The organism is Chryseobacterium herbae, assembly GCF_025154075.1.
Lineage (GTDB): Bacteria > Bacteroidota > Bacteroidia > Flavobacteriales > Weeksellaceae > Chryseobacterium > Chryseobacterium herbae.
In genome coordinates this window covers 15,487-37,126 of record NZ_JAOAMU010000009.1, presented here as the reverse complement: position 1 = coordinate 37,126, position 21,640 = coordinate 15,487, and the positions used below count along the sequence as shown (strand labels likewise).

The 21,640-nt window shown below is 39.6% G+C and carries 18 protein-coding genes; 8 read left to right on the top strand and 10 right to left on the bottom strand.

The window, feature by feature from the left end; genetic code table 11:
* Positions 1-88: 88 nt before the first annotated feature.
* Both N0B48_RS22095 and N0B48_RS22090 read right to left on the bottom strand, forming a co-directional pair.
* On the bottom strand, positions 89-508 hold the full coding sequence (locus tag N0B48_RS22095; protein WP_259841613.1) for an SH3 domain-containing protein: 420 nt from the start codon (positions 506-508) through the stop codon (positions 89-91).
* A 7-nt stretch (positions 509-515) separates the two neighbouring features.
* Positions 516-1,004, bottom strand: a complete 489-nt coding sequence (locus tag N0B48_RS22090) for a BON domain-containing protein (RefSeq protein WP_259841611.1) — start codon at positions 1,002-1,004, stop codon at positions 516-518.
* A 222-nt stretch (positions 1,005-1,226) separates the two neighbouring features.
* On the opposite strand from N0B48_RS22090, the gene N0B48_RS22085 reads away from it, so the two are divergent.
* Genes N0B48_RS22085 through N0B48_RS22075 form a run of 3 tightly spaced genes read left to right on the top strand, consistent with a single transcriptional unit; the run spans position 1,227 to position 3,813 of the window.
* Positions 1,227-2,477: a dicarboxylate/amino acid:cation symporter gene (locus N0B48_RS22085; protein ID WP_259841610.1), complete on the top strand. Its 1,251-nt coding sequence runs from the start codon at positions 1,227-1,229 to the stop codon at positions 2,475-2,477.
* Between the two features lie 5 nt (positions 2,478-2,482).
* Complete coding sequence (locus N0B48_RS22080) at positions 2,483-3,205, top strand: phytanoyl-CoA dioxygenase family protein (RefSeq protein ID WP_259841609.1); 723 nt, start codon at positions 2,483-2,485, stop codon at positions 3,203-3,205.
* 14 nt (positions 3,206-3,219) lie between these two features.
* Positions 3,220-3,813 carry a hypothetical protein gene (locus tag N0B48_RS22075; protein ID WP_259841608.1) on the top strand — a complete coding sequence of 198 codons (594 nt, stop codon included), beginning with the start codon at positions 3,220-3,222 and terminating at the stop codon, positions 3,811-3,813.
* 57 nt (positions 3,814-3,870) lie between these two features.
* Here the strand turns inward: N0B48_RS22075 and N0B48_RS22070 are convergent, their stop codons facing one another.
* Both N0B48_RS22070 and N0B48_RS22065 read right to left on the bottom strand, forming a co-directional pair.
* Positions 3,871-4,644: a hypothetical protein gene (locus N0B48_RS22070; protein ID WP_259841607.1), complete on the bottom strand. Its 774-nt coding sequence runs from the start codon at positions 4,642-4,644 to the stop codon at positions 3,871-3,873.
* A 14-nt stretch (positions 4,645-4,658) separates the two neighbouring features.
* On the bottom strand, positions 4,659-7,460 hold the full coding sequence (locus N0B48_RS22065; protein WP_259841606.1) for a GH92 family glycosyl hydrolase: 2,802 nt from the start codon (positions 7,458-7,460) through the stop codon (positions 4,659-4,661).
* Positions 7,461-7,562: 102 nt separating this feature from the next.
* Here N0B48_RS22065 and N0B48_RS22060 point away from each other — a divergent pair, with 102 nt between their 5' ends.
* A complete protein-coding gene (locus N0B48_RS22060) occupies positions 7,563-9,905 on the top strand; it encodes a TonB-dependent receptor family protein (RefSeq protein WP_259841605.1) in 2,343 nt (780 codons plus the stop codon).
* A gap of 305 nt (positions 9,906-10,210) precedes the next feature.
* On the opposite strand, the gene N0B48_RS22055 is transcribed toward N0B48_RS22060, so the two are convergent.
* Complete coding sequence (locus N0B48_RS22055; RefSeq protein WP_259841604.1) at positions 10,211-10,666, bottom strand: hypothetical protein; 456 nt, start codon at positions 10,664-10,666, stop codon at positions 10,211-10,213.
* 159 nt (positions 10,667-10,825) lie between these two features.
* Between N0B48_RS22055 and N0B48_RS22050 the strand changes: the two genes are divergently transcribed.
* Both N0B48_RS22050 and N0B48_RS22045 read left to right on the top strand, forming a co-directional pair.
* The gene (locus N0B48_RS22050; RefSeq protein WP_259841603.1) at positions 10,826-11,935 is read left to right on the top strand and encodes an Mrp/NBP35 family ATP-binding protein; all 1,110 of its coding nucleotides are present in this window, start codon (positions 10,826-10,828) and stop codon (positions 11,933-11,935) included.
* A gap of 46 nt (positions 11,936-11,981) precedes the next feature.
* Positions 11,982-12,230, top strand: coding sequence for a NifU family protein (locus tag N0B48_RS22045; RefSeq protein WP_051890476.1), 249 nt, complete (start codon positions 11,982-11,984; stop codon positions 12,228-12,230).
* Between the two features lie 462 nt (positions 12,231-12,692).
* On the opposite strand, the gene N0B48_RS22040 is transcribed toward N0B48_RS22045, so the two are convergent.
* From N0B48_RS22040 to N0B48_RS22020, 5 genes are all read right to left on the bottom strand, one after another.
* The gene (locus tag N0B48_RS22040; protein ID WP_259841598.1) at positions 12,693-13,127 is read right to left on the bottom strand and encodes a hypothetical protein; all 435 of its coding nucleotides are present in this window, start codon (positions 13,125-13,127) and stop codon (positions 12,693-12,695) included.
* Positions 13,128-13,135: 8 nt separating this feature from the next.
* The gene (locus N0B48_RS22035) at positions 13,136-14,221 is read right to left on the bottom strand and encodes an efflux RND transporter periplasmic adaptor subunit (RefSeq protein WP_259841596.1); all 1,086 of its coding nucleotides are present in this window, start codon (positions 14,219-14,221) and stop codon (positions 13,136-13,138) included.
* Positions 14,222-14,232: 11 nt separating this feature from the next.
* Positions 14,233-17,385 (bottom strand): efflux RND transporter permease subunit, encoded by a 3,153-nt coding sequence (locus N0B48_RS22030; protein ID WP_259841594.1) that lies wholly within the window; start codon positions 17,383-17,385, stop codon positions 14,233-14,235.
* 15 nt (positions 17,386-17,400) lie between these two features.
* The gene (locus N0B48_RS22025; protein ID WP_259841592.1) at positions 17,401-18,786 is read right to left on the bottom strand and encodes a TolC family protein; all 1,386 of its coding nucleotides are present in this window, start codon (positions 18,784-18,786) and stop codon (positions 17,401-17,403) included.
* A gap of 67 nt (positions 18,787-18,853) precedes the next feature.
* Positions 18,854-19,258: an HYC_CC_PP family protein gene (locus N0B48_RS22020; protein ID WP_259841590.1), complete on the bottom strand. Its 405-nt coding sequence runs from the start codon at positions 19,256-19,258 to the stop codon at positions 18,854-18,856.
* 199 nt (positions 19,259-19,457) lie between these two features.
* On the opposite strand from N0B48_RS22020, the gene N0B48_RS22015 reads away from it, so the two are divergent.
* Both N0B48_RS22015 and N0B48_RS22010 read left to right on the top strand, forming a co-directional pair.
* Positions 19,458-20,024 (top strand): NfeD family protein, encoded by a 567-nt coding sequence (locus N0B48_RS22015; protein WP_259841588.1) that lies wholly within the window; start codon positions 19,458-19,460, stop codon positions 20,022-20,024.
* A 31-nt stretch (positions 20,025-20,055) separates the two neighbouring features.
* Positions 20,056-21,624, top strand: a complete 1,569-nt coding sequence (locus tag N0B48_RS22010) for a flotillin family protein (RefSeq protein WP_259841586.1) — start codon at positions 20,056-20,058, stop codon at positions 21,622-21,624.
* The last annotated feature ends 16 nt before the right edge of the window (positions 21,625-21,640 follow it).

Sequence of the window (21,640 nt, the reverse complement as noted above, 5' to 3'; positions counted from 1 at the left end):
CTTTCTTTAAAAGCGCAAAATTATAAAAAAACATCCCCGTTTGGGGATGTCTGTATTGATTTTTTTCAAAAAATTAATTTCCGAAAAATTATGCTCTTAAATATCTTGAATAAGCATAGCCTTCCTGACCATCGTCAGTCTTTACTTTCCACCAGTCATCAGAAGTCTGCTCGATTAAAGTTACCGATGAACCTTTAGCAGCTTTTCCTACTACAGCAGCTTCAGTAGAAGGCTCCTGTCTGATGTTAAGGTTAGAATCTTCCGTAGCTACCGTTAAAGTAGCACCTGAAGTTAATCCTGCAACCTGTACATCAATATTGATGTCTGAAGCTGAATACGTGGAATCGATGGTTCCCAAAGCATTCCATACTGCGTCTTTTGCAGCCGTGTTGGAAGCACTTCCTGAAACATAAAGGATACCGTCCTGCTCCTGAACCTGAAGATTAGAAATTCCTGCAGACTGAGCCGCTGAAACTACACTTGAATATTTATCTTGTAATGTACTCATCTTAAAATTATTTTACCACTAGGTTATTGTTATACTTTCCGATTTTCAAAGCATCTACAGATTCTTTGATTTTTCTAGCCTGAAGACCAGAAACATTTCCTGTAAGCGTTAGCTGTCCGTTCACAACCTCAACTTTTACAGAAGGGAAATCTTTAACCGCATCCTGAACTTTTTTCTGAACCGCAGGATCTACAGCAGATGTTGTTTCTACTGGTGCTACAGCAACTGGTGCTGCTACAGTAGACATATCCATTACTTCTTTTACTCCGGTAATAGCTTTTAATTTAGTGATCATAGCATCCTTAGACTGCTGGTCTGCGAAAGTTCCGCTTAAATGAGCAACTCCTTCTTTTACTTCTACGGAAGCATTGGGATTAGAAGTTACGACAGTTGTAGCCTGAGTCTGAAGATCGGCATCAGAAATCTTCTTTTTACAAGAAACCGCTCCGAAAGATACAGCTACAGCTAAGGCAGCCATTGCGATAGTTTTTTTCATATTGTATATTTATTAATGTTGTTAATACAATCAAATGTAATAATAAAATTTGTACCAAAAGAATAAAAACTCAATAAATGTTTCTTAAATTTTTTGCAATATTTTCGGAATCAGCGATTTAATTTTAATGTATTATAAACTTAATCTAAACTTAACCCGGATTCATACAAAATCTTGTACCAATTGAAAAACTATTATATTTGTGGGAATTGAACTACATATATGAAAGGACAAAATAAACTTTTTATAGCCATTATCGTTGCGCTTATCCTGGGAGTAGGAATTGGAGGGGTGATACACACCCAATATCCTGAAAGTGCGGAACCCTTTTCCAAAAACATCAAACTGCTCGGAACTGTTTTTATCAGACTGGTACAGATGATTATCGCACCATTGGTTTTCACCACGCTTGTCGTAGGAATAGCCAAAATGAGTGATATCAAAATGATTGGAAGGGTAGGGACCAAAGCCATGTTATGGTTTATCTCCGCTTCACTGGTTTCTCTCTTTATAGGACTGATGCTGGTTAACTGGCTGGAGCCCGGGCATGTGACCAAACTGCCTATCCAGGATGCCGCTGCTGCAGAAGATCTTCTGAAAAGCAGTAAAGGTTTTTCTCTGGAAGACTTTGTAAAACACATGATCCCTAAAAGTTTATTTGAAGCTTTTGCCACCAACGAGGTACTTCAGATCGTGGTTTTTTCCATTATGTTTGGAGTGGCTCTTGCTAATTTAGGCGAGGAGTATTCAAAGCCGGTGGTTAAACTTTTTGACATCATTGCCCATGCGATTCTTAAAATGGTAGGCTACATCATGTGGTTCGCTCCGTTTGGCGTTTTAGGATCTATTGCTGCAGTAGTAGCCATGAATGGGTTTAAAATATTTGAAGTCTACGCTGTTTATCTGAGAGACTTTTTCTTTGCTTTAGCCGTTCTTTGGCTTGTGCTTCTACTGGTAGGTTACCTGATTTTAGGAAACCGTCTTTTCGAATTGTTGAGAAGAATTAAAGCACCGTTACTGATCGCTTTCTCTACAACGAGTTCAGAAGCTGTTTTCCCTAAACTGGTAGAAGAGCTGGAAAAATTCGGTTGTAACAACAGAGTGGTTTCTTTTATCCTGCCTTTAGGATATTCATTTAACCTGGACGGAAGTATGATGTACATGACATTTGCGTCCATCTTTATTGCCCAGATCTACGGTATCGAAATGTCATTGGGTCAGCAGATCACTATGCTTTTGGTGTTAATGCTTACGTCGAAAGGGATTGCCGGAGTTCCGAGAGCTTCACTGGTGATCATCGTGGCAACTTGTTCTATGTTTGGAATTCCACCGGAAGGTATCGCATTGATCCTGCCGATCGACCATTTCTGTGATATGGGAAGAAGTATGACGAATGTGTTAGGAAATGCACTGGCTACTTCTGCGGTTTCCAAATGGGAAGGGCAACTTGAAAATACACCTCAGGAAGTTTAAGAGTCATGACACAGGAGTTTTTGCAGAATCATAAAGAAAATGTTTTCGAAAAAGGCTTCACGGTCATTCATTCGGTTTTTTCTGATGAAGAGATTGAGCAGATCGCTGAGGTTATTCAAAACGTGGACACCTCAAAGGAAAACTTCAGAAAATCTGATGATCTTTTTGCGGTAAGACAGTTCTTAAAAGAAGTTCCGGAAGTGAAAGATCTGGTGTTCAATGATGCTGTTAAAACCATTGTCAAAGAACTTTTCGGAGAACGATATTTTGCGGTCAAAAGCATTTATTTTGATAAACCGGAAACGTCAAACTGGTATGTCGCCTATCATCAGGATCTGACCATTTCAGTCGATAAAAAACTGGAAATGCAAGGTTTCGGACCGTGGACAACCAAGAAAAATCAGTTTGCCGTACAGCCACCTTTGCCCATCCTTGAAAATATCTGGACCATCAGAATTCATCTGGATGATACCGATGAAAATAACGGAGCATTAAAAGTAGTTCCGGGATCTCATGCCAAAGGAATCTACAGACCGGAAACCATCGATTGGAATACGGAAACTGAAGAAATCTGTAATGTGGAAAAAGGAGGGATTATGATCATGAAGCCTTTAACACTTCACGGTTCGAACAGAACAACAGACGGAAGGAGGAGGAGAGTAATCCATATAGAGTTTTCTGATATGGAACTGCCACAGGAGCTGAAATGGTCTGAAAAATTGAATTAAAATCCAGCATTAAAATGGAATCAGACAAAGATCAATTTCCGGCTATTGAATCAAAAATTTCTAAAGGCTGGACTTTGGCTTTTAAAACTGTTTTTTCAATATTCGCCGTATTGACACCTCTGATGACGATTATAATGGCATGGCTTACTGTAGATTCAAAAATCAAGATTGAACTGAAAATTTTAATGGTTCTATTGGCGATACTCGTTACAGCATTATTTGTATGGCTTCTGATCGTAAAAATAAAAGAAAAACCAAGTGCGAAAATAATTCGGACGATGGTGGACAGAGCAGGAATTCATTATTACAGCAATCAGGGTCTAGTAAAATCAGTACAGTACAGCCAACTGATGCCGCATCCGGAGAACGGAAAATATGACGTTTTTATCAATCTTGATCAGACCGATACCAATATGGACTTGTGTTATTACGTATCCGATGAAGAGTCAGATAAAGTAATGATAAAAGCATTATCCATAGAAGCACAATCTGTAATTACTAATGGAAATTCATTAAGAAAACATTTCATAAAAGGAATCGCTTTTTTTAGACCCGATCTGAAAATTTCCCCCGGTGTTTTGGATTTGTATAAGATAAAGAGAGATTGATAAACATCAATAATAAACAAAGCCCTTCGAATTTTTCGAAGGGCTTTGTTTATTTGTTTACCAATAATTGGAAATGATATTTTTATATTGGTTTTTTGAATTTTCTTTATGATAAAAAAGTAAGATGAGAAATTCTTTTTTATCCGAGCTATTTGAAAACATTGGTCTGTCAACGATCATTTTACTTTTTATGACATCCTCAATTATCTTGTCCTGACTACCAAAACCAGTAATGGTGACAATTTTTTCAATTTTAGACGATTCATTGATCTTTACTTTGTAAATGGCAAAGGAGTGTTTCGGTTGAAACCCTTCAATTTTTGATAAATCTGTTTGACCACCGTCGCTTGTTCCGTCTTCACAAAAGGTAAATGTAAGGCCTGTAAATTTGTATCTATTTTGATCTAAATAAGAAAAAGTTTCCTTTAAAGTTTCAAGCTCTGAATTCTCATCTTTTGAAGACGTAGCGCTTAAATTAGATTTTGGAGTGCAAGAAGAAATAGTGTAGCCGTTGCCACTTGACCCACTTAATAAAATCAAATATCTTTCGTTGGGCTGTATATCTATTTCACAGGCGCCAGAGGATGAATTCCCGATTAATCCTCTTACAGTTAATGTTTTAAATTTTGTCCCTTTGTATAATCTTTCAAACTCAACATCTGCTTTATATGTTCTTTGTTTAACATTTTCATCATAAACTCTTAAAATTTTGATAACACCTACAACATTGGCATTTAAATAATCCTGTGGTAAAGGATCTCTTACACATTTACAGGCTGATACTTTTATGATACTTGAGAGAAAGAAGAATAGTAATAATAGTTTTTTCATTTATAAGGAGGTTTTTATTTCACAGAAATCTCATCAATAAAGATATACGCCTCACCACCGGCACCCTGATGCCATTCCGGAAGTTTACCGTAATAATATGCTTTTACCTTGATGTAGCGGGCTTCAGTTGGAAGAATTTCTGTTCCGAAATCCTGAATCTGTACTTTTTCATCTTTAGCGTCAATCGTATTGTCAACGCTTTTCAGAAGGATAAAGTCTTTCCCATTCATTGAAGCATAGTATTCCACTTTTTTAGGCATTAAAATCCACGCTCTGCTGTCCTGAAGATAGGTAGAAGATAATTTTGTAATCTGCTGAGGTGATTTTAAATCAATCACAGCTTCAAAATTTTGTCCCTGATAACCATGCCATTCCCCTTTTCTCCAGTTCACATCACCATTGATCCCATCGATAAGTGTCAGTTTTCCATTAGCGGTATATTGCGGAGTTACTTTTGAATGGATGGTAATATCCCAGTAATTCGGTCTTCTGTTAAAACTAGCAACCGTCACAGAACTCTTTTCACCATTTCTTTCCGAATAAGCATGCACCTGAGTCGTTTTACTAATGGTAAAAGGTCCTTTATATGTTGTGAACGTCTTTCTTACATTCGCATCATCCGAATTCATGGTCATATAATAGACTTTATCACTAGGATTCAGTGGAGTGATCTGTACTTTGGCTGAAAAATCGAAAATCCTGTCGGAGGCAATCACTGGTGATGCCGTGAGCTGTGTATATTTGAAATCTTTTGCCGGTTGGCTGTTTTCAAATCCTAATTTTTGAAGCTCAGATCTGCTTGTATTTTTTGTGATCACTTTTGTGGTGCCGTCTTCCAGATGAATTTTAACCTCATCAAAGTAAGGCGTAGTTGTTTGCCACTCCGGAAGCCCGGGAGTCACGGAATAAATTCCCATCGAGCTCAGAATATACCATGCGCTCATCTGCCCGCAGTCTTCATTTCCAATAAGTCCGTCCGGTGTATTTTTATAAAAGTTATCAAGAATATATTTGATCTTGGCATCTGTCTTTTCCGGTTTTCCTACATAATCGTACAGATAGGCGATGTGATGGCTAGGCTCATTTCCTTGGGCATATTGTCCCATCAGACCCGTAATATCTACCTGCTCTCTGCCGGTTGTTTTATCCGGTGCTGCGAAAATAGCATCAATGAACTGTTCAAATTTTTCCTTTCCACCGTGAGCAGCGATCAGTCCTGGAATATCCTGCTGTACAGAATAGGAATAATGCCATGAATTTCCTTCCGTATAGTTATTGTTCACTTCCCTTGCATCAAAAGGTTCATACCAGTTTCCGTTCTTTCTCGGCTGCATAAAGCCACTGTTAGGATTATATAGGTTTTTCCAGTTCTGGGAACGTTTCATGAAATACTGATAATCTTCTTTTTTGCCTAAAATCTTAGCCATTTGAGCAATACACCAGTCGTCGTAGGCATATTCTACGGTTTTGGAAACACTTTCATGTTCATCGTCAATGCTTATGTAATTGTTCTGTTTGTAAGCATTTAAACCGAAAATATCCAGCATGGCAGAGTTTTTAGAGGCTTCAAAAGCTTTTTCATAATCAAAGCCTTTAATTCCTTTAGCCATCGCATCCGCAATCACGGAAACAGAGTGGTAGCCGATCATACATTCTGTTTCATTGGAAGCCAGTTCCCACACCGGAAGTTTTCCGCCCTGTTCATACTGTCTGATAAAAGTATTGATGAAATCTGCCGTCCTTTTTCTGTCGATCAGAGTCATCAGCGGATGTGCAGCCCTGAAAGTATCCCAAAGCGAGAATACGGAATAATAGTCAAATCCTTTTGTGGTATAAAGCTTATTATCGCGGCCTCTATATCTTCCATCCACATCCATATTGATGTTCGGCTGGGTGAAAACGTGGTATAACGCGGTATAAAAAACAGAAAGTTTATCCTTATCATCAGATTTCACTTCAATTTTTGAAAGCTCTTTATTCCAATCGGTTTCGGCCTGTTTTCTTACCGCTTCAAAATCATTGGATTTTCCTTCTGCCAGCATATTTTTTTCCGTTCCCTCATAACCTGTTGGAGAAATGGCGACTTTTACGCTGATCTTTTCTCCCTTTTTAACATCGGATGAAAAAGCCAGAGCTAATTTGGTTCCGGTGAAAAGCCTGTCTTCCTGTTTTCCGTTGACCTCTTTTTTGGAGATTTTCATCGGTTTTGAAAACTCAATTCTGGCATAGATATGTTGATTGGTAGCCCATGCTTCACTTCTTCTGAAAACCTCAATGGTTTTATCATCAATGATCTTGACTTCACCTTCCAGGAGTTTGTCTCTGTGGTTGAGGTCAAGAACGATATTGGCTGTTCCTGACTTGTTAAAAGTATATTCGTGATAGCCGACTCTTTGAGTGGTGGTCAGACGGACATCGATATTGTTTTTGTCCAGCTTAACAGAATAAAATCCGGCTGAAGCTTTTTCATTTTTATGTGAAAACTTAGAAGAGTAATCTTTGGGATTTAAGCTTGCATTTCCCATCGTAGGCATCAGCATGATATCTCCATAATCCGAAACTCCGGTTCCATTGAGATGCGTATGTGAAAAACCATAGATCACCGAATCTGAATAATGATATCCGCTGCATCCATCCCAGCTTCCGTCTATCCTTGTATCCGGTGAAAGCTGTACCATCCCGAAAGGAACAATAGCTCCCGGAAAGGTGTGACCGTGGCCTCCGGTTCCTATAAAAGGGTTGACATACTGGGAATAATTCTGGGAATATATGATCTGGGCAATGCATAAAGAGAAAACTGCCAGTCTTTTTTTCATATCATCAATTTATGTCCACGAATATATTGAAAAAACAGCAGAACGGAATGTAATAAAAGAAAGTGAGGAATTGTCTTGTTAAAAACTATTACTACAAAATACATGAAGAAAACATTAATTTCTGTGGTCCTGCTACTGCCGGTTCTCGCCTTTTCGCAACGCATCACAGGGAAAATAACGCAGACGGGGAATTCAGTTTCATACATAGAAATCGTAGCAGTAAAGGACAAAACCAGACAGACGGCTATTTCAGATGAAAAAGGAAATTATTCTTTAAAACTTCCCGATAACGGAAATTACAATGTAAAACTGATTCAGGACGGAGCAGAAGTATCCACCACAGAGATTAGCGTTAACGGAGAGACGAAGCAGGATTTTTTCATTGAGAAAAAACAGGAAAAACAAATTGAAGGCGTCACACTTACCGCACGGAAAAAATTAATTGAAAGAAAGGCTGACCGCCTGATCTTTAATGTGTCCAATTCCGTGGCTTCACAGGGAATGGATGGAGCAGAAGCATTATCAACGACCCCATTGATTAAAGTGGATGACAATGCAGGAATTTCAATCGTTGGAAAAAGCGGAGTCGCTGTGATGATCAATGATAGAATGCTGAACCTTTCAGGAAGTGAACTGGTGACTTATCTTAAAAGTTTAAGATCCGAAAATATAGAAAAGATTGAGGTGATCACGACTCCTCCGGCAAAATATGAAGCGCAGGGAAACAGCGGGCTTATCAATATCGTTTTAAAGAAAAATCAGAACCTGGGCTGGAGTGGAAGTCTTACTACGAGCCTTCAGCAGCAGACTTACACCGGGTTTTCCAACAATGCAACGATCAATTATCAAAATGAAAAACTAAGGTCTTCACTGAAATTAAGGCATTATGATTATCAAAAGCGTTCTTATGAAAACTATACCATTGAAGGCGCAGACGGTCTTAAAAGTTCGGATGAGAGACGAGATTTCGGAAATGGGCTAGGTGCTAATTTAAGTGTTGATTATCAGATTAATGCTAAATCCAATGTAGGATTTATTTACGATTATGGTTTCGGGCACTCAAATATGGATGTTCAGAATACGTCAAGATATTTCCAGAACGAGATGTATACGAATACGCTGACTACTTATGCAGAACACCGTGCTAAAAATCAACAACAGACGATAAGTGCTTACTACGATCTTAAGTTTGGAAAGCAGGCTCATAAGCTGAGCATTACCGGAAATTATTTTTCCAATATCCCGGAAAGTCTGATTGATTTTACCACCACGGAAAGCTCTGGAGACGATTTTGTCGTGAGAACACCTTCTACTGTTGATTATAAAATTTACTCAGGCCAGGCAGATCTTACATTGCCCTACCAGTTTGCAAAGATGGAAACCGGAGTTAAGTTCACCAATTTTGATAACAATTCAGATATTTCTTACCAGAATCTAACGAATGGAAATTTTACCACAGATCCTTTAAAAAGCAATGTATTTGAGTACAATGAAAAAAACTACGCAGCGTATGTCAGCTTTGAAAAAGAATTCAACGAAAAATGGTCGGCAAAAGCAGGACTACGCTATGAATATTCCACGGTAAATGGTAATTCCTTAACCTCAGGACAGCAGACGGAAAACTCTTATGGAAAATTCTTTCCTACCGCTTATATCAGCTATAAAAGCAATGAAAACAATACTTTCAATTTAAATTACTCTAAAAGAATCAACAGGCCAGGATTTCGCGCGATCAATCCCTACCGATGGTATATCAATGTGAATTCTTACTTTACCGGAAATCCATTACTGACACCTTCTATCAATCATAATTTTGAAATTTCACATGTTTATAAAGGGAAGCTTTCAACATCTGCATATTTCCAGAGGACGGTAGAAGCATTTGGTCAGCTGGCCAATCTTCAGGGCGAAAACAGGATCAGTACGTTTGCTAATTATTACAACCAGAACAGTATGGGAATTACGGTCAATTATTCTGATACGTTCTTTAAATTCTGGGAAGCCAATTATTCTACAGACATTTCTTATATGGAAACGAAAGTTTTTGATACTGATGCCGCTTCGAGAAAAGGGAATAGCTATAGTTTTGATTTTCAGAACAACCTTTCACTTAATAAAACTAAAACAGTGCAACTGATCTTGAATTACTGGTTCAGATTACCATCCAATTCAGGAAATTCCTACATGAATTACGCAGGACTTGTTACTGCCGGGCTTAAATTGAGCCTTATGGAGAAAACTCTGCAGATGAATCTATTGGTTTCAGATATCTTCAAACAAGGGAGAAGCCGAGGAGAAATCTATTATACAACAGGTACCCACTATTACAATAATTATTATGATGCCAGAAGGCTTACTTTATCAGCGACGTATACGTTTGGAAATAAAAAAGTGAAAGGGGCGGATCGTAATGTGAAATTTGATGAGAAAAGCAGGGCGAATTAAATTACAAAATATTTTGGGCATGAAGCTAGGTTTTGGCTAAAGCCGGATGAATGATCATGTATTTGTTAAACGGGCTAAAGCCCGTTCCTATTGAATATGATAGGTTTGTATGATTTAATAAGGAAAATGTTTATATGATTTTTTAACCATGGATTACACAGATTTGCACGGATGTTTATGGATCATATTCTGAATAAAATCTTTGATTTTTTCTTAAAAATTGATGTGATCTTATTATTTATAAGGTATTTAAGCTTTAAGTAACTTAAGTGTAAAAAACTATTGCACCTTTTGTGGTAGAAAACTTAAACTTCTCCTTCGAAAATATCATTTAAATAATCTTGCTGATGAGTTTCTGTACGGTCTGTTCCTAAGAATTTTTTCCAGGATTGGGATTCGTGGTAGACAATACCCATTTCCCAGACACAATAGGTTGGAAGATGAATTGTATTTCTGTCCCAGACTTCAAAAGTTCCGGAACCATCATAATAAACACTTTCCCAAAGTTCGTTTTCGCTTCTCCAGGTACAGACCAGAAGTAAATATTTTTCACCGCATCTGTGCATGATGACAAATCCGAGATCTTCTTTGTTCTGGAAATTTTCGACAGCATTTTCAATACATAATTGGGCATTGTTGATATCCTGAGGTGAAACAGCAGCAGGATCTTCTGCGAGGTTATACCATTTGAATCGGGTCTTTCCGACGGTGAAAATTCCTTTCGGAGAAGCATATTTAGAAGGATAAGCGGTAGAATTCATAGATGATATTTTATAATGGTGAATTGGTCTGGTAAAGATGAAGATAAGAAATATGAAAGACGTCTATTTTATCATCTTATTTATCACATCGGGTTATAGATTTTATTGATTCTAAATTATTAAAAAAAACCGTAAATTTGTGAACAATTTATATTTAGTATGTTGACGAAAGAACAGGTTCAAGATTTCCTTAAAGAGATAGAAGTAGATGATTTGGTGAGTAACTTTCAAGTTATGGGTAACGATGTGTATATAGACATGACCGCTCATTCACCGGCAATGCACGAAAAGAAAAAGCTCGAAGCAGCGATGAAGCAGGCTTTTGCCAGTGAATTTGGAGAGGATGTTCACTTAAAACTTAAAATTGTTTCTCCGGAACCGACTGAGATCCAGCAAAGCCAGATCAAAGGTAAACAGATCCCGGGAATTCAGAATATTATTGCTATTGCATCAGGAAAAGGTGGTGTAGGAAAATCTACGATTGCTGCAAATATGGCAGTTACCTTAGCGAAAATGGGTTTCAAAGTAGGATTACTGGATGCTGATATTTACGGACCGTCTGTTCCTACCATGTTCGATACGGAAGGTGAAAAACCGATTTCTGTAGACGTTGATGGAAAAAGTAAAATGAAACCTGTTGAAAACTACGGGGTAAAAATGCTTTCAATCGGTTATTTCTCAGGAGCCAATCAGGCAGTAGTCTGGAGAGGCCCAATGGCTTCAAAAGCTTTGAACCAGATGATCAGAGATGCAGCGTGGGGAGAACTTGATTTCTTATTAATCGACCTTCCTCCGGGAACTGGGGATATTCACTTATCTATCATTCAGGAAGTACCTGTAACAGGGGCTGTGATTGTAAGTACCCCTCAACACGTAGCTTTGGCAGACGTAAGAAAAGGAATCGCGATGTTCCAGATGGAAAGTATTAACATTCCGGTTCTTGGATTAATCGAAAATATGGCGTATTTTTCGCCGGAAGAACTTCCTGATAACAAGTACTACATCTTTGGAAGACAGGGGGCTCAGTATCTTGCTGAAGATCTGGGGATTCCGGTACTTGGAGAGATTCCGTTGATTCAGAGTATCAGAGAAGCCGGAGATGTCGGAAGACCTGCTGCGCTTCAGGAAGGCTCCAAAATTGAAGAGATCTACATCGAAACGGCAAGAAAAATGGTAGAAAGTCTACTGGAAAGAAATAAAAATCTTCCGCCTACAGAAGCTGTAAAGATTTCAACCATGGCGGGTTGCTCGCCGAAAGCTAAAAAATAATTATTTTCAATTAAGTTTGAAAAAAGCCGAATTGAACTAAAGAAATATGGAAACAAATATAACACACGAAGATACAGTAACGAGAGTAATGGAAGCTCTGGAAAGCATCAGGCCGTTCCTGAATAAGGATGGAGGTGATATCGAGCTTATTGACGTGAAGGATAACCAGGTTTTTGTGAAACTTTTGGGTAACTGTTCCGGATGTTCGCTGAATTTCTCAACCCTAAAATTAGGCGTAGAAAATACCATCAAGCAACATGCTCCGGAGATTCAAAAAGTAATCAATGTAGAGTAAAAAATTACACGAAATATTTTTTAAAGACAGGTTTTTCAGCCTGTCTTTTTTTTGTTCTGATTTCAGATGGTTGGGAGTGAAAATCTCCCGCAGATCTCACAAATTTCACAGATTTTTATGTTGTTTGATGATGGAAATAGGTAGTCTATGATCAATTAATATAAATTATAGACTAAAATGAACTGGTATGTTTTAAACGCAAAGACGCAAAGGTTTTCCTTGGCAGGATATTTAGGACGCAAGAAAATCAAAGATTTTCGTTTTTTCTCGTGCAATAAGAGCGGTATACAATTTTATCGGAGATAAAATCTTTGCACCTTAAAGCAGCATTAAATTTAAGAATTTTTACGCCTTTGCGTGAAATCAACTTTCCGCATCTAATTAATCCACTCTACATTCCCACAAATAAAAGACCTGATAATAAATTACCAGGCCCTAAAAACAACATAAAAAAAATATAGATTATGAATTTTGTGCTAAAAACTGTTTGTAGTTTTCCTCGTTTTCGAAATAAGCCACTTCTCCTTCATCGCTGACCATCACTATGTATGCATTGGCCTTATCCACTTTTTTTCCGGTAAACGGATCTACAGCTTCTCTCACGCTTTGATCATTCGGAATCCTTTCTACACACATCTCGCAGCAGCCGTAGTAGATCTTTCCACCGTGGGGAACTTCCATCTGCTTTTTGCCCATATAGGCATTGTTCACCATGCAGACGGTTTCACTTGGGACATGATCTCCCTTTTTATATTTTCCGGTAGCGGCAACTGGCTGCACTTTTTGTGCAGGTTGAGGTTCAGGTTTCGGCGTGTTCTTTTGTTTTTCATTACCACACGAGTATAAAACGGCTGATCCGAAAATAATGATGACTGTGTTTCTGAATAATGCTTTCATTGTTGATGTTATTTAATTAAACTTCCTTCTAAAATTTCTTCATTTCCTTTTTTAATGATCTTATCTCCTTCGGTGAGTTCCCCGAAAACTTCAATCATATCATTCAGTACTCTTCCCTTTTTTACAGGAACAAACTTGGTTTTGCCCGCTTCATTCCTGATGATGTAAATTCCCATATTACTTTCTACCAAAGCCGATCTCGGAATAAAGAAAGTGGCTTCCTGATTTTGCAGGGGAATGACAGATTCTGCGATCATAAAAGGCTTTAATTCTCTTGCATGATTAATAAAATCAGCCTCAATTTTCTCCGAACGCAGTTTCACATCCAACGATCCCGACTTCCTTGAAATCCTGGCTTTAAAACTTTTCTCAGGCATCGCGTGGATTCTAAATGCAATGGTATCTCCTGTTTTCAGGTATTGAACACTTGCTTCCGGAACAGAAAGACTCAAGCGAAGTTTGGATGTATTTTGAATGACCATCAATGGTGCTCCGCCGTTCGGACCTACATAAGCGCCAAGGTCTACATTTCTTTCCGTAATAATTCCGCTGAAAGGCGCACGGATAACCAGATATTGATTGATGTCCTGCAGTTCCCGATAGGCTGACTTTGCGGCATTAACCTGCGCCTTATCTGACAGTTTTCGGGCAGTGATCTGATCTAAAGCATCTTTAGCGATAGCCCCTTTGGTTTCATTCGCCCGGTAGACTCTGTCGTAATTGGATCTTGTAGCAGCATAAATAGCTTCCTGCGCCTGCCATTTCGATTTGGCGTTGGCAGCTTGTGACTGGATCTCAGGAGCATCCAGAACCATTATAATCTGTCCTGCACTCACATACGAACCGATGTCCGCATTGATCTTTTTAACATATCCAGGTATTTTGGCAAATAAAGCGGTTTCCTGATCCGGAATCAGTTCTCCGGCCAATTTTAATTCAACTTTAGGATTGCTCTTTTTGATCTCCACAGTTTCCATGCTGTGCATCATCATGGGTTTGGTCTCTTTGGACATATTCATTGGCTTTTCTTCTTTACAGGAAGCCGGGATACTCATAAGTCCTATTGTAATGGCTGTATATATAATGTTTTTCATTGAAGTAAAAATTAAGAGTTAGGATTTAAATAATGAATGCTTTCTTCGTCCTCAGGATCCAGTGATGGCGAAATAATTCCCGCATTTTTCTGCATCCATCCGTAAACCAGCGGAAGGATAACGAGTACAGAGAATGTGGAGAAAATCAGTCCTCCGATAACCGCTCTGCCTAAAGGAGAAACCTGGTCACTTCCTTCTCCGAAACCAATAGCCATCGGAAGCATTCCCGCCGCCATGGCCAGTGTAGTCATAATGATAGGACGTATCCGGAGTTTAGCTGCTTCAAGTCCGGCTTCCAAGGCATTACCTGTTGATTTCCGGATGGTTTCAGCATTACTGATTAATAGAACAGCATTGGCAATGGAAACCCCGATCGACATAATCAGTCCCATATAAGACTGGAGATTCAGCGTTGAACCCGTCAGATTAAGCAGGGCTAATGAGCCAACGACTACAAACGGAACCGTCGTTAAAATAACAATTGACACCCTGAAAGACTGGAACGTAGCAGATAACATCAGGAAGATCACCACAATAGCAATCAGAAGCCCGGAAGCCAGACTGCTTAACGTTTCATCCAATACGGGAGCCATTCCGGCCACTTCGATATTGACTCCTTTTGGAAGTTCACCCAATGATTCAATAGCTTTTTTTACATCTTTGGAAGCCTGTTCCAGATCTGTTTTGTGTGTATTGGCAGTCACTGTTGTGTAACCCATCGTTCCAAGGTTATAACTTTCTCCCAACTCTTTTGTTGAGGTGATGGAAGCGACATCTCCCAAAACCGGACGGTCTGAATTCTTAGACAGAGGAAGGTTGGCCAGTTCCTCTTTGCTGTTCAGGATATTTTGAGGGGTCTGCACCTGTACATCATAGGCAATACTCATCATACCTCCAACCCAGAAATTTTTATTGGTATACCGGGTTGAAGCTGTGGCTGCCACTAATGATTTTGCGATATCCTGAGCATCCAGTCCCAATTGAGCCGCTCGAACCCGGTCTATATTGATCTGCAGGGCAGGATAGTTCATGGATTGTGGAATCTGCTGATCACGCAGGTATTTAATCTCTTTCAGTGTGACTAAAAGTTTTTCGGCATACATCCGGTTCATCTTTTTCATCATTCCTGAAACCCTTACTTCAATAGGATTATTGGCACCCTGACTAAGAATTTTTTCAGTCAGTTCTATAGGTTCAAAAGAAATGTGAAGATCAGGCATTTTTTCTTTGTAATACGCACGTAGTTCATCCTTCAACTCATCTGAATTTCCTTTAAATTCTTTTAAAGCAACCTGCATTAGTGCTTCATGTGGTCCGGCATTGTATAAATAAATAGGACTCACTGCGAACGTCGATGGATGCTGACCAATGAATACAGAAGAGATCGCAATATTGTCTTTTCCCACTTTGTTTTTAAGATGTTCCAGAAATTTCTTCACCTTTATTTCGGTGACTTCAATCCGGGTTCCTTCGGCAGCTTTTATTCTAACCTGAAACTGTCGCGAATTGACTGATGGAAGGACATCTTTTCCAGTAATCTGATAAAGCCCAAATCCTGCACATAAAGCAGCAGCAAGACTTATGCTTACAATGATTTTCCTGCTTTTCATCAATGAAGATAAAAACCTGACAAACCTGTCACGGAAACCACTGAACCAGTCCGGCTTATGATTTTCACAGGTTTTTGGATCGTGTTTCATCATCCAGTTGGCCATCACCGGAACAAATGTCTGCGAAAGGACAAACGATGCAATCATCGAGAAACCGATCGCCATGGCTAAAGGCATAAATAAAGATCCCGGGATTCCGCTCATCATCAATGCCGGAGCAAATACCGCCAGAATACAGAGCATGATCAGCAATTTTGGAAAAGCAATCTCTTTACACGCATCCCAAATCGACTGAGCTCTGGTTTTACCCATCGCAAAATGCTGGTGAATATTTTCGATAGTGACCGTACTTTCGTCTACCAGAATTCCAATGGCCAGCGCTAGTCCGGATAATGACATGATATTGATCGACTGTCCGAATAATTTTAAAAACAGGACGCCGGAAATAATGGAGATCGGAATGGTCAGAATAACAATCAAGGCTGCACGTCTGTCTTTAAGAAAGAGTATTACCATCAATCCTGTGAGCAAAGCACCCAAAACGCCTTCAATGATGAGACTTTTTAAAGCATTGGAAATATAAACCGACTGGTCAAACTCATAAGAGATCTGTACACCTTCAGGCATGTTTCTCTGAATTTTCGGAAGTGCTTCCTTCAGCTTGTTCACGACTTCCAGTGTGGAAGCATTGCTGGCTTTTGCAATATTGATATAAACGGAGCGTTTTCCATCGATAAGGGCATATCCGGTGGCAATATCGGCGCCGTCTTTTACCGTGGCTACATCCCGGATGTACACGTTATCTGCCGTTCCTTTAAAAAGAGGAATGTCACCAAGTTCCTCTACCTTTTTTACGGTGTTATTCGTTGGGGTTAAATAATTGGTATCGCCGATGTACACATTTCCGGAAGGAGATGTAATATTGTTTCGGCTGATAGCTTCTACTACCTGTTCAGGGGACAGGCTGTGCGCGCGGAGTTTGTAAGGATCCACATTGATCTCTATCGTCCGCGGACTTCCCCCAAACGGTGGAGCAGTAGTAAGCCCCGGAATTTTAATTAAAAAAGGTCTCGCGTTGAAATTCGCAATATCCTGAAGCTGGTTATTGGTTTGCGTGCTGCTTCGGAAAACCAGTTGTCCTACAGGCTGCGAGGACGAGTCGAAACGGATGATAAAAGGAGGCGGTGCTCCCGGTGGCAGAAATACCTGGGAACGGGTAGAAAGGGCATTGATCTGTGCAATGGCTTCTCCCATATTGGTTCCTTCATAAAAATTAACCTTCATCAGGGTCAATCCCTGCGTGTTTTTAGATTCTATACTTTTGATTCCGTTTGTGAACAAAAGCATATTAACGTACATTTTGGTGAAATAGCCTTCCATCTGTTGCGGCGTATATCCGTTAAAGGAATGGGCTACATACACCACCGGAAGGTCCATTTCCGGAAGAATATCTACTTTTACATCTTTGGCTGCCTTGATTCCGAAGAACAGCAGGCCGAGCACCAATACCATTACAGATATCGGTCTGCGTAATGCAAACTTTATAAGGTTCATGTTTCTGTTTTTGGGTTAGTGAATAATGGCTTTGGTGATGATCGAAATGTCGCCTTTTGAAGCAGCAATGAGTACGGTGACCTGCCATGAATTGTTTTTTGCAATTTCGTAATTGATCTCAGCACGGTTCAGCAGGTATAAAGCCTGCGTAAAATCCACAATGGTGGTGAGCCCGTTCTCATATAAAGCTTTCTGCTGGTGATAAGCATCTGTTGCTGCTTCCATCTGTACTTTGGCTTCCATTACTTTAGCCAAAGCATTTTTGAATTTCGATTCTGCAAGGCTCTGTTGATTGGTCAGCTCCTGTTGAAGCAGCTGATGGTCAAAATCCAGAGCTTTAGTCATCAGTTTTTGTTCATTAACCTTAGAACTGTTCCTGTAAAAATCGGTAAGGTTCCAGCTTACATTCAATCCGAGGATGTAATTCATCCGGTCTACACCGGCTCCTTTTAAATAAGATGGAGAATAGGCGGAATTATCCTGAACATAATTCCATCCAAAGCCTGATCCGCGTCCCTGAAAAACCCCGAAAAGAGAAAGTGAAGGAAGTCCTGTAGTTAACAAATGAGCTTCCTGGACTTTGCTTTTATTCAATTTTTGGGTGATGAAGAGCATATTCGGATGTTGTTCCAATGAAGAATTTTCAGAGGTCGTTAAAGGAATATTTTCACTGAAATAATGGTCCAGCTGGTAATCTGTGAAATTTTCAGCTAAAAGCTCTGCCAATTGTTTATTGTACTCCAGAACATGATCATTGGCATTAATAATCGAGGTTTGTGCATTGGACATTTCCGCTTTTGCGAGTGAGGCATCCACTTCCGGAATTAATCCGCTTTCGGCCCTCGCCTTGGCAATGGTATAGATTACTTCGGTGCGTTTATGATTTTCCAGCTGTACATTTTCCAGCCGCTGGCTTACCAACAGGTTAAAATAGGCACCGGCTGCTTTGATCTGATGCTGAAAAATTTCCTGGCTGAGATCAGATTTCTGAACTTCCACATCAGCGGTTTCCAGCCGTTCTTTGGTTTTCAGACGTCCGAAGGTGTAGACATTCCAGTTGATATTAGCCAAATATAAACTTCCGAATGCAGCATTCCAGTTCTGCTCTGCGAGTGACATTGAGGTAGAAGCTACCCCGAGACCGCCCTGACTGTACATCGGGCCGTTCTGTGCATTGATGGTTCCGAAGTTTTGTTGCGCCATCAGGGTGACTTCAGGCAGGTAATAGGTTTTCTGAAGATTGAGCCGTTCATGGGAAGCTGCGATATTCACTTCCTTTTTTTTGATGGATTGATAATTTTTCCCGGCTTTCATCAGTACATCCTCTAAGCCGGTCTGCTGCCCAAAGAAAATGGCGGGGCAGCCCAGCAGTATGATGAGGGTATTATATTTTGAATTCATAAGATTGATTTAGAATGAATATTGAAAATAGGATCCCGGATTCGGGATGACAAAATTCAATACGATTCTAAATTCTGTAAACGCAATGGAGAATGTAGAGGGAGGGATAATTAAAGTGATCTTCGGTGAAATCAAAGAGGGTGGAAGTCTTTTCTGAGTATAATGCTGAAACCTCGAATACCGTTCCTAAATTGTGATAGGGAATGGAAGCTGACAAAAATTTAACAGGTAAGTTTTTGTGGGAAGAGGTGAGGTTATCTGCTCTGTAAACCTTCTTGACTTCTAATTTGCAGCATTTTCCGTGGTTTTTCTCTTTATTGGTACTGCATTTCGGGCAGTCCATATCGGAAAGGTTTTTCAGTCCCACGTGGAGTTCACTGGAATTTCCCTTACATGCGTGCTTGCTCGTAGTAAATCCCGAAGAAATTATTACGTAAAGAAGCAGGAAAAACAAATGGAATACTCTTTTCATTTCGCGGGATAAAATTAGAGGTAATCCGGGATATGGTGTTATAGAATTCTGGCGGAAGTTTATACTTAAAAGGAATTTTATCATCCTGATTGAAAGTTCTGTGAGAATTGTGCAAATTGACGTTTTATAGGTGTGTTTTATGCCGTTTTTTATTGGTTTTATTGATTTTTTTTAATTATATTTGTGAAAAACGCATCTTATGTTTGAATTTCTGCAAAACCTCGAACCGCTTCAGCAGGGGTTCTGGTATACGGCCATCGCAGCCAGCTTTATCTTTCTGATTCAAACGGTTCTTACTTTTGTCGGAGGCAGCCACGGAGATGTGGTTCACGCTGATTTTAGCGGAGACAGTCATGCTGACAGTCCTTTTCAGTTATTTTCTTTCAGAAACCTTATTAATTTTCTTTTAGGGTTCGGATGGAGTGGTGTGGCATTCTATGGATCCATAGGAAATAAGTCGCTGCTGATCTTTGTTTCTGCACTTGTAGGGGCAGGATTTATCTTTTTATTTTTTATCCTGATCCTTCAGATCATGAAACTTACGGAAGACAATACCTTTAAGATGGAAAACCTTATCGGCAGGGCAGGAGAAGTTTATCTTACCATTCCGGCAGATATGAGTGGCAAAGGAAAGATCACGATCTCTGTGAACGGAACCAGCCACGAACTTCCCGCTATGACGGAAGAAAAGGAAAGTATTCCGTCCGGTGGTTCTGTGAGGGTCACTTACATCTATGACAAGATTCTTGTCGTTTCAAAAATTTAATTCATTATCAACCATTTTATAAAAACTATTTATGGCAATACCAGGAAGTCTTATTTTAACATTAGTTATTGTACTTGTACTATTCGTCACATTTTTGGCCCTTATTTCGAGGTATAAAAGATGTCCGTCGGATAAAATTTTGGTTATTTACGGTAAAACGGGTGGGAGCTCAGCAAAATGTATCCATGGAGGCGGTGCTTTCGTATGGCCGGTCATCCAGGATTTTGCGTACCTTGATCTGAAACCTATTTCTATCGAGGCCAATCTTACCAATGCCTTATCCAGGCAGAATATCCGTGTAGATGTACCGTGTAGATTTACCATCGCCATTTCTACAGAACCGGATTCTATGGGAAATGCGGCAGAGAGATTATTGGGATTGGCTCAGGAGCAGATTCAGGAACTTTCTAAAGATATCCTTTTCGGTCAGCTTCGTTTGGTTATTGCTACGATGACGATTGAAGAGATCAACTCTGACAGAGATAAATTCTTAGATAATATTTCTAAAAACGTAGATACGGAATTAAAGAAAATCGGTTTAAAACTGATCAACGTAAACGTTACGGATATCAGAGATGAGTCCGGATATATTGAAGCTTTAGGTAAAGAAGCAGCAGCAAAAGCGATTAATGAAGCCATCATCAGTGTTGCCGAGCAAACAAAGATCGGGGAAACCGGAAAGGCAATTGCCGACAGAGAAAAGGATACGCAGATCGCCGAAACGCAAAGAGACAGAGACGTAAAAATTGCGATCACGCAAAAAGATAGAGAAGTAAGTATTGCTTCAGCCATAAAGGATGAGTCCATCGGTAAGGCAGAAGCGGCAAAGGAATCAAGAATTGCGACTTCTCTGGCGAACTCTATCGCTGTAAAAGGGGAAAACGAAGCCAAAATTACCATCGCCAACTCTGATGCAGAAAGAAGAGAAAAAGAAGCGGAAGCATTGAGAATTGCAACCGCTGCAGAAAAAGTACAGGCTGCACGATCTTTGGAAGAATCTTACCTTGCAGAACAGAAAGCGGAAGTTGCGAGGGGAGAAAGAGAACGTTCTACCCAGCAGGCGAATATTGTAGTACACGCGGAAATTGCAAAACAAAAAGCCATCATTGATGCACAGGCAGAAGCTGAGAAAATCAGACTACAAGCAAAAGGAGAAGCAGATGCTATTTTCGCTAAAATGGAAGCGGAAGCAAAAGGTCTTTATGAGATCCTGACTAAACAGGCTCAAGGTTACGATAAGATCGTACAGGCTGCCGGTGGTGATACCAACAGTGCCTTCCAGTTGCTGTTAATTGAAAAACTTCCTGAATTGGTTAAAACCCAGGTGGAAGCTGTCAAAAATATTAAAATCGATAAGATTACGGTTTGGGACAGCGGAAACGGACAGGACGGAAACGGTTCTACCGCTAATTTTGTTTCAGGAATGATGAAAACAGTACCACCATTGAACGATCTGTTTAATATGGCCGGTCTTAATTTACCGGAGTATTTAAAAGGAAGACCGGAAGAAGTTCAGAAAGAAATTATTATGGTTCCTGAAAAGAAAGAGAAAAAGAATTTTGATGATATGAATCCGGAAGCTGAAGCTCCGAAAGCATAATTGAAATTATAGATAT

Excerpts from the sequence above, each read along its gene's own strand:
- N0B48_RS22070 (WP_259841607.1), bottom strand. The coding sequence starts at position 4,644 with ATGAAAAAACTATTATTACTATTCTTCTTTCTCTCAAGTATCATAAAA.
- N0B48_RS22060 (WP_259841605.1), top strand. The coding sequence starts at position 7,563 with ATGAAGAAAACATTAATTTCTGTGGTCCTGCTACTGCCGGTTCTCGCC.
- N0B48_RS22010 (WP_259841586.1), top strand. The coding sequence starts at position 20,056 with ATGGCAATACCAGGAAGTCTTATTTTAACATTAGTTATTGTACTTGTA.
- N0B48_RS22015 (WP_259841588.1), top strand. The coding sequence starts at position 19,458 with ATGTTTGAATTTCTGCAAAACCTCGAACCGCTTCAGCAGGGGTTCTGG.
- N0B48_RS22075 (WP_259841608.1), top strand. The coding sequence starts at position 3,220 with ATGGAATCAGACAAAGATCAATTTCCGGCTATTGAATCAAAAATTTCT.
- N0B48_RS22090 (WP_259841611.1), bottom strand. The coding sequence starts at position 1,004 with ATGAAAAAAACTATCGCAATGGCTGCCTTAGCTGTAGCTGTATCTTTC.
- N0B48_RS22045 (WP_051890476.1), top strand. The coding sequence starts at position 11,982 with ATGGAAACAAATATAACACACGAAGATACAGTAACGAGAGTAATGGAA.
- N0B48_RS22035 (WP_259841596.1), bottom strand. The coding sequence starts at position 14,221 with ATGAAAAACATTATATATACAGCCATTACAATAGGACTTATGAGTATC.
- N0B48_RS22055 (WP_259841604.1), bottom strand. The coding sequence starts at position 10,666 with ATGAATTCTACCGCTTATCCTTCTAAATATGCTTCTCCGAAAGGAATT.
- N0B48_RS22025 (WP_259841592.1), bottom strand. The coding sequence starts at position 18,786 with ATGAATTCAAAATATAATACCCTCATCATACTGCTGGGCTGCCCCGCC.
- N0B48_RS22020 (WP_259841590.1), bottom strand. The coding sequence starts at position 19,258 with ATGAAAAGAGTATTCCATTTGTTTTTCCTGCTTCTTTACGTAATAATT.
- N0B48_RS22085 (WP_259841610.1), top strand. The coding sequence starts at position 1,227 with ATGAAAGGACAAAATAAACTTTTTATAGCCATTATCGTTGCGCTTATC.
- N0B48_RS22065 (WP_259841606.1), bottom strand. The coding sequence starts at position 7,460 with ATGAAAAAAAGACTGGCAGTTTTCTCTTTATGCATTGCCCAGATCATA.
- N0B48_RS22095 (WP_259841613.1), bottom strand. The coding sequence starts at position 508 with ATGAGTACATTACAAGATAAATATTCAAGTGTAGTTTCAGCGGCTCAG.
- N0B48_RS22040 (WP_259841598.1), bottom strand. The coding sequence starts at position 13,127 with ATGAAAGCATTATTCAGAAACACAGTCATCATTATTTTCGGATCAGCC.
- N0B48_RS22050 (WP_259841603.1), top strand. The coding sequence starts at position 10,826 with ATGTTGACGAAAGAACAGGTTCAAGATTTCCTTAAAGAGATAGAAGTA.
- N0B48_RS22080 (WP_259841609.1), top strand. The coding sequence starts at position 2,483 with ATGACACAGGAGTTTTTGCAGAATCATAAAGAAAATGTTTTCGAAAAA.
- N0B48_RS22030 (WP_259841594.1), bottom strand. The coding sequence starts at position 17,385 with ATGAACCTTATAAAGTTTGCATTACGCAGACCGATATCTGTAATGGTA.